Source organism: Faecalimonas hominis (assembly GCF_054660755.1).
The window spans coordinates 1-16,749 of the sequence record NZ_BAAHSH010000025.1 but is presented as its reverse complement, the minus strand read 5'-3'; the positions used below and the strand labels follow the sequence as shown (position 1 = coordinate 16,749).

The 16,749-nt window shown below is 40.5% G+C and carries 13 protein-coding genes and 1 pseudogene; 1 reads left to right on the top strand and 13 read right to left on the bottom strand.

The window, feature by feature from the left end:
- Positions 1-13: 13 nt before the first annotated feature.
- From pknB to ACYQ35_RS04345, 13 genes and pseudogenes are all read right to left on the bottom strand, one after another.
- A complete protein-coding gene (gene pknB, locus ACYQ35_RS04405) occupies positions 14-2,053 on the bottom strand; it encodes a Stk1 family PASTA domain-containing Ser/Thr kinase (protein ID WP_459830771.1) in 2,040 nt (679 codons plus the stop codon).
- Positions 2,050-2,790, bottom strand: a complete 741-nt coding sequence (locus ACYQ35_RS04400) for a Stp1/IreP family PP2C-type Ser/Thr phosphatase (RefSeq protein WP_009757469.1) — start codon at positions 2,788-2,790, stop codon at positions 2,050-2,052. The genes pknB and ACYQ35_RS04400 overlap by 4 nt, the downstream gene beginning before the upstream one ends.
- A 10-nt stretch (positions 2,791-2,800) precedes the next feature.
- The gene (gene rlmN / locus ACYQ35_RS04395; protein WP_009757470.1) at positions 2,801-3,844 is read right to left on the bottom strand and encodes a dual-specificity RNA methyltransferase RlmN; all 1,044 of its coding nucleotides are present in this window, start codon (positions 3,842-3,844) and stop codon (positions 2,801-2,803) included.
- Position 3,845: 1 nt separating this feature from the next.
- Positions 3,846-5,195, bottom strand: a complete 1,350-nt coding sequence (rsmB, locus tag ACYQ35_RS04390) for a 16S rRNA (cytosine(967)-C(5))-methyltransferase RsmB (RefSeq protein WP_009757471.1) — start codon at positions 5,193-5,195, stop codon at positions 3,846-3,848.
- Positions 5,188-5,895: a zinc metallopeptidase gene (locus ACYQ35_RS04385; RefSeq protein WP_009757472.1), complete on the bottom strand. Its 708-nt coding sequence runs from the start codon at positions 5,893-5,895 to the stop codon at positions 5,188-5,190. The genes rsmB and ACYQ35_RS04385 overlap by 8 nt, the downstream gene beginning before the upstream one ends.
- 26 nt (positions 5,896-5,921) lie before the next feature.
- Positions 5,922-6,851, bottom strand: a complete 930-nt coding sequence (gene fmt / locus ACYQ35_RS04380) for a methionyl-tRNA formyltransferase (RefSeq protein WP_009757473.1) — start codon at positions 6,849-6,851, stop codon at positions 5,922-5,924.
- 1 nt (position 6,852) lies between these two features.
- Complete coding sequence (gene def / locus ACYQ35_RS04375) at positions 6,853-7,326, bottom strand: peptide deformylase (protein ID WP_009757474.1); 474 nt, start codon at positions 7,324-7,326, stop codon at positions 6,853-6,855.
- Between the two features lie 13 nt (positions 7,327-7,339).
- Positions 7,340-9,568 (bottom strand): replication restart helicase PriA, encoded by a 2,229-nt coding sequence (priA, locus tag ACYQ35_RS04370; RefSeq protein ID WP_459830673.1) that lies wholly within the window; start codon positions 9,566-9,568, stop codon positions 7,340-7,342.
- A complete protein-coding gene (locus ACYQ35_RS04365) occupies positions 9,546-11,030 on the bottom strand; it encodes a UDP-N-acetylmuramoyl-L-alanyl-D-glutamate--2,6-diaminopimelate ligase (protein WP_459830668.1) in 1,485 nt (494 codons plus the stop codon). Before ACYQ35_RS04365 ends, priA begins: the two co-directional genes overlap by 23 nt.
- A 19-nt stretch (positions 11,031-11,049) precedes the next feature.
- Positions 11,050-12,246 (bottom strand): Y-family DNA polymerase, encoded by a 1,197-nt coding sequence (locus ACYQ35_RS04360; protein ID WP_009757477.1) that lies wholly within the window; start codon positions 12,244-12,246, stop codon positions 11,050-11,052.
- A gap of 1 nt (position 12,247) precedes the next feature.
- On the bottom strand, positions 12,248-14,833 hold the full coding sequence (clpB, locus tag ACYQ35_RS04355) for an ATP-dependent chaperone ClpB (protein ID WP_459830660.1): 2,586 nt from the start codon (positions 14,831-14,833) through the stop codon (positions 12,248-12,250).
- A gap of 204 nt (positions 14,834-15,037) precedes the next feature.
- A pseudogene (locus ACYQ35_RS04350) lies at positions 15,038-15,169 on the bottom strand (site-specific integrase); the annotation flags it as partial.
- A gap of 239 nt (positions 15,170-15,408) precedes the next feature.
- A complete protein-coding gene (locus ACYQ35_RS04345) occupies positions 15,409-16,161 on the bottom strand; it encodes an alpha/beta fold hydrolase (protein WP_009757479.1) in 753 nt (250 codons plus the stop codon).
- Positions 16,162-16,419: 258 nt separating this feature from the next.
- On the opposite strand from ACYQ35_RS04345, the gene ACYQ35_RS04340 reads away from it, so the two are divergent.
- The gene (locus ACYQ35_RS04340; RefSeq protein ID WP_459829726.1) at positions 16,420-16,704 is read left to right on the top strand and encodes a transposase; all 285 of its coding nucleotides are present in this window, start codon (positions 16,420-16,422) and stop codon (positions 16,702-16,704) included.
- Positions 16,705-16,749 lie beyond the last annotated feature (45 nt).

Sequence of the window (16,749 nt, the reverse complement as noted above, 5' to 3'; positions counted from 1 at the left end):
CTTTTTCCTACTGTTAATTATCTGAGCCTGTTCCTGTACCGCCATCTGTTGAAGGGCCTCTGCTGATATAAACCGTAATTGTAGTTCCCTGTACAACATTCTTGCCTGAACCCGGGTCGCAGGAAATAACCGTATCTTTCGGCAAATCGCTGTCCTGATATACTTCTCTGTAACCTAACTGCTGCGCTTCCAAACTGTTTTTCGCATAAGTTTTTGATTTACCGATAATATCCGGAACAGTAACTTCTACCTGTTTCTTTCCTTTACTTACACGGATAATGATTGTGCTTCCCTCTGTCACTCGAGTGCCAGCACGTTTGCTCTGGTAAAATACTTTTCCTTTTTCCGTGCTGTCATGGTAATCTTCCTCCACGGAAACTTCAAGACCTTTCGCTTCCAGTGCGGAAACGGCGCTTGACTGTGTCATACCGATAACATTCGGAACTTCCGGTTTATTTTCGCCAAGACTTACAATCAAATTGATTTCTTCATCTAATGCCACTTCTGTGTTGGCAGACGGTTCCGTGCGGATAACTTCGTCCTGGTCATATTCAGAACTTGTCTCAAATCTTGATTTATCCACTTTTACATTTGTAAATCCGGCTTCACTTAATAACTGTAACGCTTCGCTCTGATCTTTTCCCGATACATCAGGAATAGCCTTTGTCTCTTCTTTTTTACCGGAACTGATCACAACTTTAATTACGGTTTTTTTCTTTACTTCTTTGTTGCTGCCCGGAGTCTGTTTGATAATCTGACCTTTTTCGTATGTTGTTGATTCTTCTTCTGAATCTACAACTAATGTCATGTCATATTTTTTATCTTTTAAAACTTTTTTCGCTTTTTCTTCTGTCATTCCTCTTAAATCAGGAACTTTTACTTTTTCGTTTTTATCTGCATCATCTTCCAAATTAATTGAAGGACCGAACTTTAACAGTCCTGTTGCTTTTCCTATAATGAACACAACGATGAACACAATGATAACAACCGCAACAATCGTCAGCACTTTCATCATTTTTGCCATCTTCGGATTCACATCACCATTCTTCTTTCGGCCTTTTTTATCATAATCGTCATCATCATCTTCAAAGTCATCGTAATCATCATAATCCTCCTCTGAAAAATCATCTTCATCATACGATGTCTCTCTTTTTGCTTTGCGCACATCGTCAGGATTAAACATTACTGTTTCGTCCATCGTACGCATAGGACCGATAACGACAAAATCACCGTCCGGATCCACTAGAGAATGTTTCAAATCTTCTTTTAAAGAAGCAACGTCCTGGTATCTTCTGTCCGCACTTTTCTGTGTACATTTCAAAATGATCTGCTCTAAGCTAAACGGAATATCTTCCACATATTCTGATGGTGGCGTAATTTCTTCCTGAAGATGTTTAATTGCGATGGAAACCGCCGTATCTCCATCAAACGGGAGATGTCCTGTAGCCATCTCATACATCGTAATACCGAGCGAATAAATATCACTCTTAAAATCACTGAATCCGCCTCTTGCCTGCTCAGGCGAAGTATAATGCACAGAACCCAGTGCGTTTGTGCTGATGGTGTTTGATGATGTTGCTTTCGCAATACCAAAATCCGTTACCTTTACTTTTCCTTCTTTGGAAATAATAATGTTCTGCGGTTTAATATCTCTGTGAACGATATTGTGTAAGTGTGCCGCTTCAATTCCATTTGCAACCTGAATCGCAATACTGATAACTTCTTTTGATGACAAAACACCTTTTTTAGTGATGTAGTCTTTCAGCGTAATTCCTTCCACCAGTTCCATCACCATATAATATAAGCCGCTTTCCTCACCCACATCATACACATTTACAATATTCGGGTGCATAAGCCCTGCCGCCGCCTGCGCTTCTGATTGAAATTTTCTTACAAAGAGTTCATCTTCCCTGTATTCTTTTTTCAAAATTTTAATCGCTACAAAGCGGTTTAATTTATGGTCTTTTCCTTTGTATACATCTGCCATTCCGCCTGAGCCGACTTTGCTCAGCACCTCATAGCGATCCCCTATAAAAATTCCATCTTTCATTATACATTCACCTCACATGCAAATGGTTCGACAAGCACAATCCCAATATTGTCCTTTCCGCCGTTCTCATTTGCTTTTTCTACTAATTGCATTGCAGTCTCCACGACATCTCTCCCACCTTTGACGATTCTGAATATCTCATCATCATCAACCATGTTTGTCAGGCCGTCAGTGCACATCAAAATGATATCGCCCTTCTGCAAGCGATATTCAAAGAAGTCCACTTCCACATCATCTTTTGCCCCGATTGCTCTTGTAATAATATTCTTATCCGGGTGATGTTTGGCTTCCTCCTCATTTATTCCCCCTAAACGAACCATTTCTTCCACAAGAGAATGGTCTTTCGATAACTGTTTTATCTCATCTCTGATTAAATACAGTCTGCTGTCTCCGACATTTGCAAAATACAGTGTATGTTCAATAATTGTTGCAACTACAAGAGTTGTACCCATTCCTTCCAGGCCGGTATCCTGTTTTGCCTTCTCCACAATTTTTCTGTTTGCTTCCCGGACAGCGTCAGTGATAATCAACTCAGGACCCATTCCCGAATGATTTCTGACATGTTCCTCTAAAACCTGCACTGCATATTTTGACGCAAAGTCTCCTGCCTTGTGGCCTCCCATACCGTCTGCAACAACAAACAGATTCGGAACATGACCGACAGGCTTATCTGTTACATATACATAATCCTGATTTACTTCACGCTTTCTGCCTATGTCCGTCAATGAAAATATCTTCATAAACTTCTCCTTATATTTTACTTTTCTCCGAGTAGCGTCTTCGAAGTTGTCCACAGGCCCCGTCAATATCAGAGCCCATTTCTCTTCTTATAGTAACATTTATTCCACTTTTTTCAAGTTTATTTTTGAATTTTTCCGCATTCTGCCGTGTCGGTTTTTCAAAATTTCTTTCCTTAATCGGATTCACCGGAATCAGATTTAAGTGGCAGTTTCGTGGTTTTAAAATGGATATCAGTTCCCCTGCATCTTCTTCCCTGTCATTTACTCCCTGCACAAGACTGTACTCAAAAGTAATTCTTCTTCCCGTCCTGTCAAAGTAGTTGTCACAGGCTTCAAGTACCTCTTTTAATTCATATTTATTTGCCACCGGCATCAGTTCTCTTCTCTTTTCCTGCGTTGAACCGTGAAGGGAAAGCGCCAGCGTAATCTGAAATTTCTCTTCGGCAAGCCTCTTCATATTCGGAACAATTCCACAAGTGGATACAGTAATATTCCTCTGACTGACATGTAATCCGTTTTCATCGCTTATCAGTTTAATAAAGCGGACGAAATTTTCGTAATTATCTAAAGGTTCTCCTGTTCCCATAATGACAATATTGGAAACCCTCTCCCCTGTTATCTTCTGTATCTGATAAATTTGCCCAAGCATTTCCGAAGGAGTTAAATTTCTTGCAAGCCCGTCCAATGTGGAAGCACAAAACCTGCACCCCATACGGCAGCCGACCTGAGAGGATATACAGACAGAATTTCCATGTTTATATCGCATCAGCACGCTTTCCACAACATGGTTATCTCTAAGGGCAAACAAAAATTTATTTGTCCCATCTAATTTAGAAACCTGTCTTTCCACCATTGTCACCGGATAAATTTCATAATCCTTTTCCAGTTTCTCACGCAATGCTTTTGATAAATTTGTCATTTCTTCAAAAGAATCCGCCAGTTTCTCATGTAACCAACTGTATATCTGTTTACTTCGGAAAGGCTTTTCTCCTATGCTTTCCAACTCTTTTTTTAACTCTTCCAGTGTGTAAGAGCGAATATCTTTCTTTTCCATGCTAATCCTTTCTGAACTTCGCTATAAAAAATCCATCACTGTTATGTATTCCCGGAAGTAACTGAAGGCAGCCCTCTTTCACGGACGGTTTCAGTTCATCGCACAACCTGTCTTCCACTGAGACTAACTGATATTGAGGATACTGCTTCAAAAACCACCGCACATTCCCAATATTTTCTTCCTCATTAATCGTACAGGTACTGTATACAAGTGTTCCTCCCGGTTTTGTGTAATTCTGCACAACCGATAATATTTTTCTCTGCAGTTTTTTCAGTTCTTGCTGAGTTTCTCTTGTCATCTTATATTTGATATCTGTCTTTTTCCCCAGAACGCCAAGTCCTGAACAGGGAAGGTCTGCAAGAACAATATCTGCCTTTTCTTTTGACTCCTCATCGCAGATTAACGCGTCCTGTTTCACCGCGCGGATATTTTTCATTCCGGAACGCTCAATGTTATCTTCTATCAGGCTCACCTTGTAATCCGTTAAATCTCTTGCCTCCACATATCCTGTTTCACCCAGTTTATCCGCCATGTGCAAAGCCTTTCCGCCCGGCGCTGAGCAGACGTCAATGACGTAATCTTCTTTCTTAGGGTCTGCTATCTCAGAGACAAGCATGGAACTGATGTCCTGCACCTGAAAATCCCCTTCCCTGAAACTTTCCATATCTCCAAGATAATTATACCCTGAAATTTCCAAAGCATATGGCAGATATGCGTGTTCCTTCACACGCACATTCTCCTTTTTCAACTTTTCCACAAGTTCTTCTTTAGAAATTTTGTTTAAATTACAGCGGATAGTTGTCCCTTTTTCCTCCAGGAAACCTTGAAGAATCCTCTCTATCACTGAAAAATCATAAGATTTCCCCCACTCTTCCAGTATCCAGATTGGCATAGAATATTTTATCGACATATATTCTACCATATTCTTTTTATCGGGATATTGAATATTGCTTACATTTCTGTCAATATTCCGTAACACTCCGTTCACAAATCCTTTTAATTGGAAAAATCCTTTCTTTTCTGCCAGTTTTACCGCTTCGTTGCAGACAGCAGAATTAGGAACACTGTCCATATATTTTATCTGATAGACAGAGTTCCTAATGATTGTGCGGATAACGGGTTTCATTTTATTTACCTTCACTTTTGAAAACTGATTGATTATGTAATCAATCTCAATCAAATGCTCCAGCGTACCTTCCACTACCCTTGTGATAAATGCGCGTTCTTTTTTGTCCAGATACTGATATTTTTCCAGAGTGTTCCTAAGCACAATGTGGCTGTATCCACCCTCTTTTGTAATTTCAAGCAAAATTCCTAATACAATTTCTCTTTCGCTGATCTGCTTAGTCATTTCCTCTTCTTCCTCCCGCAATAATAAGAATACGAAGTAACTGCAAAATCGAACCTGCCGCACTTGCCACATATGTCAGCGCAGCCGCATCTAATACTTTTTTCGTTTCTGCCACTTCATTCTGATATAGCATTCCACTGCTCCCTAAAATTCTGACAGCACGTCTGGACGCATTAAATTCTACCGGAAGAGTGACAAGTTGAAATAACACTGAGAGTGAAAAAGCAATAATACCTAAGTGTATAAATAAATCTGATGAGCGACTGTTAATAAAAAATCCAAGCAAAATTAGCGGCCATGCAATTGTCGCTCCGAAATTTGCCACAGGAACTAATGCCCCTCTGAACCGAAGCGGTGCATATCCTGTCGCATGCTGGATAGCATGTCCGCATTCATGTGCCGCAACACCGACTGACGCTACTGACGCCGACTGGTATGTGCTGTCAGACAGACGAAGCACCTTGTCTCTCGGGTCATAGTGATCTGTCAGATGTCCTGAAACTCTCTCAATACGCACATCATATATATTCGCACCGTGCAGGATTCTCTCCGCCGCATCTCTTCCTGTCATACCGGAGTGGTTTGCTACACGCTGATATTTTGCAAATGTACTTTTTACTCTTGCTGACGCGATAAGACTGATTATCATTCCCGCGATAATTAAAATATATGTCGGGTCAAAATACATTGGATAATACATAATAATTACTACCTCTACTTTCTAAACTATCCTAATTTTGTCTGTTCTTTTATGGAATATCCTCTTAAAAATGCCCCCGCTTCCATTCTCTTCTTTCCCGGAATCTGTAACTGTGTTATTTTAAGAAGTCCATTTCCCGTCTGCACGAAAAATCCGTCCTTCTCCACTTTCACAACTGTTCCCGGCTCATTTTCCTTTTGTCCTTCAAAAATTTCCGCTTCCCAAATTTTCATCACTTTGCCTTCCCACATAGTATATGCACTTGGCCACGGATTTAGTCCTCGGATTAATCTTTCGATTTCTGCCGCCCCTTTACTCCAGTCAATATTTCCCAATTTTTTATCTAACATTCTCGCATACGCAGTAGGAGTTTCGCCCTGTTTTTCTCCTGTAACTGTTTTCTCTTCCAACGCCTTTAATGTCTCCACACACAGTTTTGCCCCTGCTTCTGCCAGTTTGTCGTGAAGACTTCCCCCTGTTTCTTTTGGAGAAATCGGAATTTCCGTCTTAAGAAGCATGTCCCCCGTATCCAGACCTTCGTCCATCTGCATTGTCGTCACTCCGGTAACGCTTTCTCCGTCAATGAGAGACCATTGAATCGGCGCTGCTCCCCTGTATTTAGGAAGAAGTGAGGCATGTACATTGATACAGCCATACGGTGTCATCTCCAAAATCTCTTTTGGTACAATCTGACCAAAAGCCACAACTACCATCACATCTGCCGGATATTCTCTAAGTTTTTCTATACTTTCAGCATCACGGATTTTCTTCGGCTGAAATACAGGTATGCCGTGCTGCAGCGCAACTTCCTTGACCGGAGTAAACTGCATTTCTTTTCCTCTTCCTTTTGGTTTGTCCGGCTGTGTAACCGCCAGCACAACTTCATGACCTGCATGAATCAGTTCTTCCAAAGTTCCGACAGAAAAATCCGGAGTTCCCATAAAAATTACTCTCATCTTACTCTTCCTCCCCGTAAGAAACGTCGTGCAGTTCGCCCTCTACCTTATCTACATATAAATGACCGTCCAGATGATCAATCTCATGGCAGAACGCTCTCGCTAAAAGTCCTTCTCCCTCTATTTCAAAAGGCTGCATATCAATGTCGCACGCCCGCACTTTTGCATAAAAAGGTCGTGTCACCTGACCTGCTTTGCCCGGAACACTGAGACAGCCTTCATCTCCTGTCTGTTCTCCGCTTGTCTCAATAATTTCCGGATTAATAAGAAGGATTGGACCTTCCCCCACGTCAATCGTAACAATTCTCTTTAATATGCCTACCTGTGATGCGGCAAGTCCCACACCCATTTCGTCATACATTGTGTCAAACATATCTTCAATAAGTTCTACTGTTCTCGGTGTAATTGTTTTTACTTCTTTACATTTCTTTGTTAAAACTTCATCGCCTATTTTTCTGATTTCTCTAATAGCCATTGTCTGCTCCCTTCTAAAATACGTTCACCGGATTAAAGTCAAACTGAATTCTTATCCTCTGAAATCCGGAGTTCACCTCAATATATTTTTCTAAAAAATCTTTCATATCTATTAGCATACCATATCTTTCCTGTTTTATATAAATTAATTTTCTGTAAACATCATTTATTTTTTCCACATAAGGACTTACAGGACCGATAATCCGGTATTCTTTTCTTTTATTTACTCTTTCTGCATACTCTTTAAGGAAATGTGCCCCTCTTTCCAACAACTTCTCATCTTCACTTGTCAGATAAATGGCAAGCAACTGCTCTGCCGGAGGGTACCCCATAAGTTCCCTGTAATTGATTTCTGCCTCGTAAAACGCTTCATAATCCTGTCTGGACGCTGTCTGAATACAGTAATGCTCCGGACTGTATGTCTGAATCACTACTTCACCTTTCTTTTCGCCGCGTCCTGCCCGGCCACCCGCCTGTGTCAGCAGTTGAAATGTTCTTTCCCCTGCCCGATAATCGTCCGCATAGAGTGATAAATCCGCAGCCAATATGCCTACTAAAGTGACATTTGGAAAATCATGCCCTTTTACAATCATCTGCGTTCCAATCAGTATATCCGCCTCCTCATTTGCAAAAGCCGATAAAATTTTCTCGTGACCGTCTTTTGCCTTCGTCGTATCCATATCCATTCTCAGCACTCCCGCTGTCGGAAATTCTTTTTTCACAAGTTCCTCTATCTGCTGTGTTCCCGCTCTAAAGCCTCCGATGTGTCGCGACCCGCATTCGGGACAACTTGTATGCATCGGTTCTTCATAACCACAATAGTGACACACCAGTTTTCCATTTTTATGCGCAGACAACGCCACGTCACAGTGCGGACACTTTGCCACGTAGCCGCAGGACCGACAGGAAACAAACCCTGCATATCCCCTGCGGTTGATAAATAAAATAATCTGTTCTCTCTTTTTCAATCTGTCTGACATAAGAGTTCTCAGTCTGTCACTGATAATAGAACGGTTTCCACTTTTCAGTTCCTCACGCAAATCCACCGTGTACATTTCCGGAAGCTGCTGACCTGTTGCCCTACACTTTAATTCCAACAGAACATATTCTCCGTGGAGCGCTTTATAATAAGAATCCACCGAGGGAGTTGCCGAGCCAAGCACTACGCTCGCACCTTCCATCTCCGCTCTCCTTCTCGCTGTCTCCCTTGCATGGTATCTCGGAATCTGCTCACTTTTATAAGTCGCCTCATGCTCCTCATCAATAACAATCAGCCCCAACTTTTCAAATGGGGTAAAAAGTGCCGAGCGGGGTCCTATCATTACATCTATTTCTCCATTTTTTGCCCTCATCATCTGGTCATACTTTTCTCCATCTGACAATCGGGAATGCATGATGGACACTCTGTCGCCAAATCGCTGATAAAAACGCATCACAGTCTGATAGGTAAGGGCAATTTCCGGGATAAGAAAAACCGCCTGCTTTCCTTCCCGAATCACCTTTTCAATCATTTCCATATATACTTCCGTTTTCCCGCTGCCTGTTACGCCGTGAATCAGATATGTTTTTCGTATTCCTTTATCATAATCATCTTTAAATAATCTTATGGCATTTTCCTGCTCTTTTGTATAAGTAATTTCAGCAGATTTTCTTTCTCCGGCTTTTACCGGATTGCGGTATATCCTCTCCGATTCCACGGATAAAATTTTCTGCTCCTCCAATGCCTTTATCACATTGCGGGCAACATTTAACTTCTTTATCACTATACTTTCCGGAAGTACTTTGTTATCCATAAGTTCTGCCAGCACTCTCGCTCTCGCCTTCATATTTTTGTGCAAAAATTCTTCCAGTTTTTGTTCTGCCTCTTCCTGCGTCAGAAGGAGTTTGATTGTTCTGTTTATTTTCTCCTGACTTTTCTGTTTAACCGGAAGAACGGTTTTCAATGCCTGTATCATCGTTCCCCCATAATTTTCCTTTATCCAGCCTGCCAGCGCCACAAGCCTTCCCTCTATCTGCACTGCCGTATCTGAAATATCATGAATCACCTTCATCTTAGTGGAATCATAGTTGCATTTTTCAGAAAAACCTACAATGTACCCTTTTTTCTCCCTATTTCCAGCACCAAAAGGAACGAGGACCTCCATGCCCTCTTTTAATTTTCCCTCCAACTGTGGCGGAACAATATATTGAAACACTCTGTCTACATTTTCATGTGCAATATCAATAATAATATCTGCATACATTTTTCTTTTCCTCATCTATAATGTGACAGACTACTTCCCTGTCTGTCATGTGATACCTGATTCCCTCTATTTCCTGATACTCCTCATGCCCTTTTCCGGCAATCACTATAATATCCGCAGCACCCGCATATTTTATTCCATAACGAATGGCTTCTTCCCGATTACATATCTCCAAATAATTGCCATTTCCGTCCTCCACCCCTTCTCTTATTTCACTCATAATCTGTAGAGGGTTTTCATATCTTGGATTATCAGAAGTAATAATCGTAAAATCTGCCAATGCGCCCGATACTTTTCCCATTTCATACCTGCGTTCTTTTGCTCTGTTTCCGCCACAGCCAAAAATACAGATAATCCGATGCGGACGATATGAGTGTACCATTTCTAAAATACTTTGTAAACTCATTGCGTTGTGAGCATAGTCAATCAGTATGATCGTCCCCTTATTTGTACTTATCTGCTCTACTCTTCCCTTTACCTGTGTCTTACATAACGATTGTCTTATCTTTTCAAACGAAACGCCTAATCTTCTGCATACCGCTATGGCACATAAAGAATTATAAATATTAAATCTGCCCGCCATGGACAGAACAATATCGCCCCGATCTTTTCCATTAAGCCGATACCGAATTCCCAGCCGCCCGCTTTTTCTTGTCACCACTTCATCTGAAGCATAATAATCTGCCTCCTTAGAAAATCCAACCGTCTCCACATCACAGTTCGCGCGCAGAAACATTTCCCTCCAATACGGACTGTCCATATTTGCAATTCCAAAATCACTCTGACTAAACAATTTCGCCTTACAATTTTTATATTCTTCAAAATCTTTATGTTCAAATTTTCCAATGTGGTCTTTTCCCAGATTGGTAAATATCCCTATATCAAACTGTATTTCATCAGTTCTGTGCAGTTTCAGTCCCTGTGAGGACACTTCCATGACAGCGATATCACATTTCTGCCGAACCATCTCCCTTAAAAATCTCTGTATATTTACGGATTCCGGTGATGTATTTTTCGCCGGTATTCTCTTTTCTCCGATACGGATTTCAATCGTCCCGATAAGCCCCACTTTGTAACCCGACTGCTCTAAAATATGATAAATCATATAGGCTGTCGTTGTTTTTCCCTTTGTTCCCGTGATGCCTATGACTGTCATTTCTTTTGACGGCTCTCCGTAGAATACACTTGCTATTTTTGCCAGTGTTTCCCTCACATTCTCTACCAAAATAAAAGTAACTTCCCTAGGTACTTCTATTCTTCTGTCCGCTAAAATGGCAACCGCTCCTTTTTCTACCGCTTCACCGACATATAATGCTCCGTCTGTAGCCGAACCTTTTATACAGACAAACAGTGTATCTCTTTCCACTTCTCTCGAATCGTGTGTCACTTTCTCAATATCCGGTTCTGATTCTCCCTGTAATATACTGTATTTTATCGGTCGTAGCAGATTTGTCAGTTTCATATGCCACTGCCTTTCCCTACTATTTTAGAAATGTTCCACGTTTCACCGCGTCTTCTCCGAAACGTTTTCTTATCTCGTCCAATGCTTTATCTAATTTTCTATGTTTTTCATCTTTTGGCTTCTCCTGTTGTATATCAAATATACTTAACTGTTCCGGCGCCGTTTCTTCCACCAGTTTGGACGTGCGGATTCCCAGAAGTCTTATCGGCTCTCCATTCCACAATTCCTCAAAAAGCGCGCATGCATTCTCATATAAAGTTTTATCCTCATACGCTGCCCTTCTCATCTGCCTCTGATGAGATACACTCCGGAAATTATAATACTTGATTTCCACACTTATCATCTGTGCTTTCTGCCCTGCTTTTCTGAGCCGTTTACCCACACTTTCCGAAAGCCAAAGAAGCACTTCTTTCGCCGTCTCTTTGTCAGCAACATCTCTCGCCAGAGTTGTTGAATTGCCTATCCCCTTCGCATTTGTCTCTTCCGACTGTACTTTTGCATGGTCAATTCCGTTTGCAAATTCCCAAAGCATCTTTCCATGACTTTTCAGATGCAGTTCCAATATGCGCGGATTCGTTCCGGCAAGTTCACCTATTGTATTTATCTCCAGTTTTCTCAACACTTCCACACTTGCTCTTCCCGCCATATATAAACTTGACACCGGAAGGGGCCACATTTTCTTTGAAACTTCCTCTGGAAACAGCGTGTGAACACGGTTTGGCTTCTCAAAATCTGATGCCATCTTTGCCAGCAGTTTATTCGTTGAAATCCCTATATTGACCGTAAACCCAAACTGTTCCAAAATCTTATTCTTTATCTCCACTGCCGCCTCTACGGGAGATGTATATTTGTACGCAATTCCCGTAAAATCCATATAGCATTCGTCAACACTCACCTGCTCAATATCTGATGTATACTGCCTTAAAAACTCCATTAGTTCCTTACTATATATACTATACATTTTATGGTTAGGTGGTTCCATAATCAGATTCGGACACTTACGAAAGGCATTCGCAACAGGTTCCCCCGTACGAATGCCATATCTTTTTGCCGGAACAGATTTTGCCAAAACAACTCCGTGTCTTGATTCCTGATTACCGCCGATAATGGCAGGAATCTCCCTTAAATCTATATCCGCTCCCTGTTTTAACTTTTCTACTGCCGTCCAACTTAAATATGCTGAATTTACATCAATATGAAAAATAATCGGTGTCATCTTATCCTCTTACACTTGCTTTTAATTCATTGTTTTCCACATCGATTAAAATTATATCCTGACTTTTTACCTTATCTGCCAAAATAAGTTTAGCTGCAAGAGTCTCCACATGTTTCTGCAAATATCTCTTAAGCGGTCTTGCACCGTACATTGCTTCGTACCCTCTCTCCGTAATCATTGCTTTTGCCGCCTGCGTCAGTTCAATGGAAATTTCTTTCTCTTCTAATCGATGATTAATATCTTTTACTAACAAGTCAATGATGTCACAAATATTTGATTTCGTCAACGGTTTAAACATAATCGTTTCATCTAAACGGTTCAAAAATTCCGGTCTGAAATGGTTACGCAAATCTCTCATCACCAGTTCTTCGCTCTCTTTTTGAATGTTTCCGTCACCATCAATTCCGTCTAACAGGTAGGCCGAACCGATATTTGATGTCATGATCAGAATCGTATTCTTAAAATCTACCGTTCTTCCCTGTGAATCCGTAATACGTCCGTCATCAAGCACCTGAAGCAATACGTTAAATACGTCCGGGTGTGCCTTTTCAATTTCATCAAAAAGAACAACTGAATACGGTTTTCTCCTTACTGCCTCCGTCAACTGCCCGCCTTCATCATATCCCACATATCCCGGAGGCGCTCCGATTAATCTGGATACGGAATATTTCTCCATATACTCACTCATGTCAATTCTGACCATATTGTTTTCATCGTCAAACAGACTTTCCGCAAGCGCCTTTGCAAGTTCCGTTTTACCTACACCTGTAGGTCCAAGAAACAGAAATGAACCGATTGGTTTACTCGGGTCTTTGATACCTGCTTTTGAACGGATAATTGCCTCTGTCACTTTCGTAACACCCTCGTCCTGCCCGATAACACGTTTATGAAGTTCCTCTTCCAAATGAAGCGTTTTATTTCTTTCACTTTCATTTAATTTTGCTACAGGTATGCCTGTCCATCTGGAAATGATTTTTGCAATTTCTTCGTCCGTTACACTTTCATGTACAAGCGTAAGTTCTCTTGCTTTGACTTTCTCCTCTTCCTCAGCCAGTTGTTTTTGTAACTGCGGAAGTTTTCCGTACTGCAACTCAGCCGCTTTTTCCAAATCATAAGAACGCTGTGCTTTCTGAATTTCTTTATTCAATGCTTCCATTTCTTCACGGATTTTCTGTACTTTCTCCACGGAAGCCTTTTCGTTATCCCACTGTGCCTTTCTGCCTGCAAATTCATCTCGAAGTTCTCCCAGTTCTTTTTGAAGATTTACAAGTCTGTCCTGACTTAACCTGTCATTTTCTTTCTTTAATGCAGCCTCCTCAATCTCCAACTGCATGATACGTCTTCTCAACTCGTCCAATTCTGTCGGCATGGAATCCAGTTCCGTCTTAATTAAAGCACACGCTTCATCAACTAAGTCAATCGCTTTGTCCGGAAGAAAACGGTCCGAAATATATCTGTTGGATAACACTGCTGCCGATACCAGCGCCCCATCTGTAATCTTCACTCCGTGGAATACTTCATATCGTTCCTTCAATCCTCTTAAAATAGAAATAGCGTCCTCCACGGTAGGCTCTTCCACCATAACCGGCTGGAACCTTCTCTCCAATGCGGCATCTTTTTCAATATATTGTCTGTATTCATCTAATGTTGTGGCACCGATACAGTGTAACTCTCCTCTGGCAAGCATTGGTTTTAACATATTCCCTGCGTCCATCGCACCGTCCGTTTTGCCTGCGCCTACAATTGTGTGCAATTCATCAATGAAAAGAATTATTTTTCCATCGCTGCTTTTAACTTCCTCCAGTACCGCCTTTAATCTTTCTTCAAACTCACCTCTGTATTTTGCTCCTGCAACTAACGCACCCATGTCCAGTGCAAATATTGTCTTATCTTTTAGCCCTTCCGGGACGTCACCACGAACGATACGCTGTGCCAATCCTTCCACTGCTGCCGTCTTACCAACTCCGGGTTCTCCGATTAATACCGGATTATTTTTTGTTTTGCGGGAAAGAATACGGATAACATTCCTTATCTCCGCATCTCGTCCGATAACAGGGTCTAATTTCTGTTCTCTCGCACGCTCCACCAAATCTGTTCCATATTTATTCAATGTATCATAAGTTGCCTCAGGATTATCATTTGTCACTCTCTGATTTCCTCTCACTGTGGAAAGAGCCTGTAAAAATAGTTCTCTCGTAATTCCAAACTCTTTAAAAATAGTTTTTATCTCCCTGTTTGGATATTTCAATAAGGAAAGGAAAATATGCTCTACGGAAACATATTCGTCTCCCATCTGCGTCGCCTCATCATCAGAATGAATTAAAACTTTATTCAAATCCTGCCCGATATAAATTTGTCCGCCTTGCACTTTCACCCTTTTTCTGAGGGCTTCTTCCACACGATTGATAAATAATTCTTTCTGTATGTTCATCTTTTCCAGCAATTTCAAAATCAAACTATCTTCCTGTGTAAGAAGAGAGTACAATAAATGTTCCTGTTCCACTTCCTGATTGCCATAATCGTAAGCAATCTTTTCACAACCCTGCACTGCCTGCAATGATTTCTGTGTAAATTTGTTTATATTCATATGTCACTCCTCCTCTACTTTTGCTTGTTCTACATTATGTATAACACTTACTGTCAGCAATGTCAAGAGTTGAGTGCTAATATTTTTCATATTTTTTTGCAAACCCAGTAAAATCAATGGTTTGCAATCCTTTATATCTTCTAAAATTGTGATTTTTTCTGTTTTGACACCAATTTGACACCAATTTTTATTTTTTTGGTGTCAAGCATTTTCTACTTCGGTTTTGTTATATGCGTCTACAATGTTATATAAAACACTATTTACGCCATTCGGCATAAGCGGTCTGCCCGATTTTGCTTTAAATACAAAACCCGAATATCCGTCCACCTCAAAGGGCAGGTCTGAAATATATTCACAGCCGACTTTTGCCTGCATATCCTTAAGTAGATACCGATTACCACAATCGCTATAAGCACTAAGCTCTGTGCGTTGCTTAAAAACATTGATACAAATTTTGCCCGAAATTCATGTTAATTATCCTCGCTTTCTTCTAATTTTCTCATTTTTTTGCAAAAAGTTAGGAGTATCGCTCCATAACTGAATTTAACCAGTTATTTTGCGACACTCCCAATTCTTTAATCATTCAGAAAATGTAAAACAATATCTGCGAATTTTTCTGCATTTGTGACAATAGTTGGGTGTCCACCAGTATCAAAAGTATGTATGCTGCCATGCTTAACCAGTTTTTTCATTTCCGCGTATTCCTCTAACATATCTTTTCGACACATATCATCTTGCTTACTTCCTATAAACAGAATCGGAATACTCAAACTTTCCAATGGTTTAGAAAACAATGGAATTTTTTTCTTTGCACACTCGACAAGTGCCTGTGTATTAAGGTCTACAACCGTTTCCCAATCTTCACCCTGACACCATTCGTAAAACTGTTTGCCGTATGTATCATGTTTTGCATATTCACGCTCTTTCAGTAGATTTTCCACAAAATTTTGATCTAGTCTTCTGCCGTCAAAACTATCTGCAATTACTTTTTCTATAAGGTCTGGACGTTCTAAAGCTGTATTGACAGCAACCCAAGCCCCGCCACTTGTTCCTAATAGATTTACTTTTTCTAGTTTTAAATGTTCAATAAGCGTAATAACCTGATGAGCCTGTGAACTCCATAAATCTGCTGGAATTTTCTTCACTCTGTCTGATTTCCCATTTCCTAAAAAATCTATCAAAATCACTCGAAAATGTTCTTGATATAACGGCAACAGCATTTCAAACATAGTTGAAGAAACTGCATCTCCATGCAACATGATAAGTGGTTTTCCGCACCCTATTTCTTTATAAAATATTCTTTTTGACTGATACTTAAAATATGACATAATTTTGCCTCCTAATCAATTTTAATATTATTTCTGATTAGCAAGGCGTAATAGCATTGATACACCTTGCTATTACAAAGTTACAAAAATACCCATATTCCAGTCCTCCTTTCGCTTTTCCTCTTAATTCAATTATACTATTCTATTGTACGAAATGATATATGGTGTTAGAATATAAATAGTACAAGTCAAAATGAGAATTCCTTATAAGAAAAATTATGGTACAATGTAGGTACCGCACTGAAGGAGGATCTCATTATGGCAAAGCACTATGACAAACAATTTAAGCTGGATGCAGTCCAGTATTATCATGATCACAAGACCTTAGGACTGCAGGGCTGTGCTACAAATTTAGGAATCAGTCAGCAGACTTTATCACGCTGGCAGAAAGAACTGCGTGAAACAGGTGATATTGAAAGCCGAGGTTCCGGTAACTATGCTTCTGATGAAGCAAAAGAAATCGCACGATTAAAACGAGAATTACGAGATGCACAGGATGCCCTTGAAGTATTAAAAAAAGCAATCAACATTCTGGGAAAATGACGGAAGCCATTTATCTCGAAGTTACGGAGATGGCAGAAACTGCCC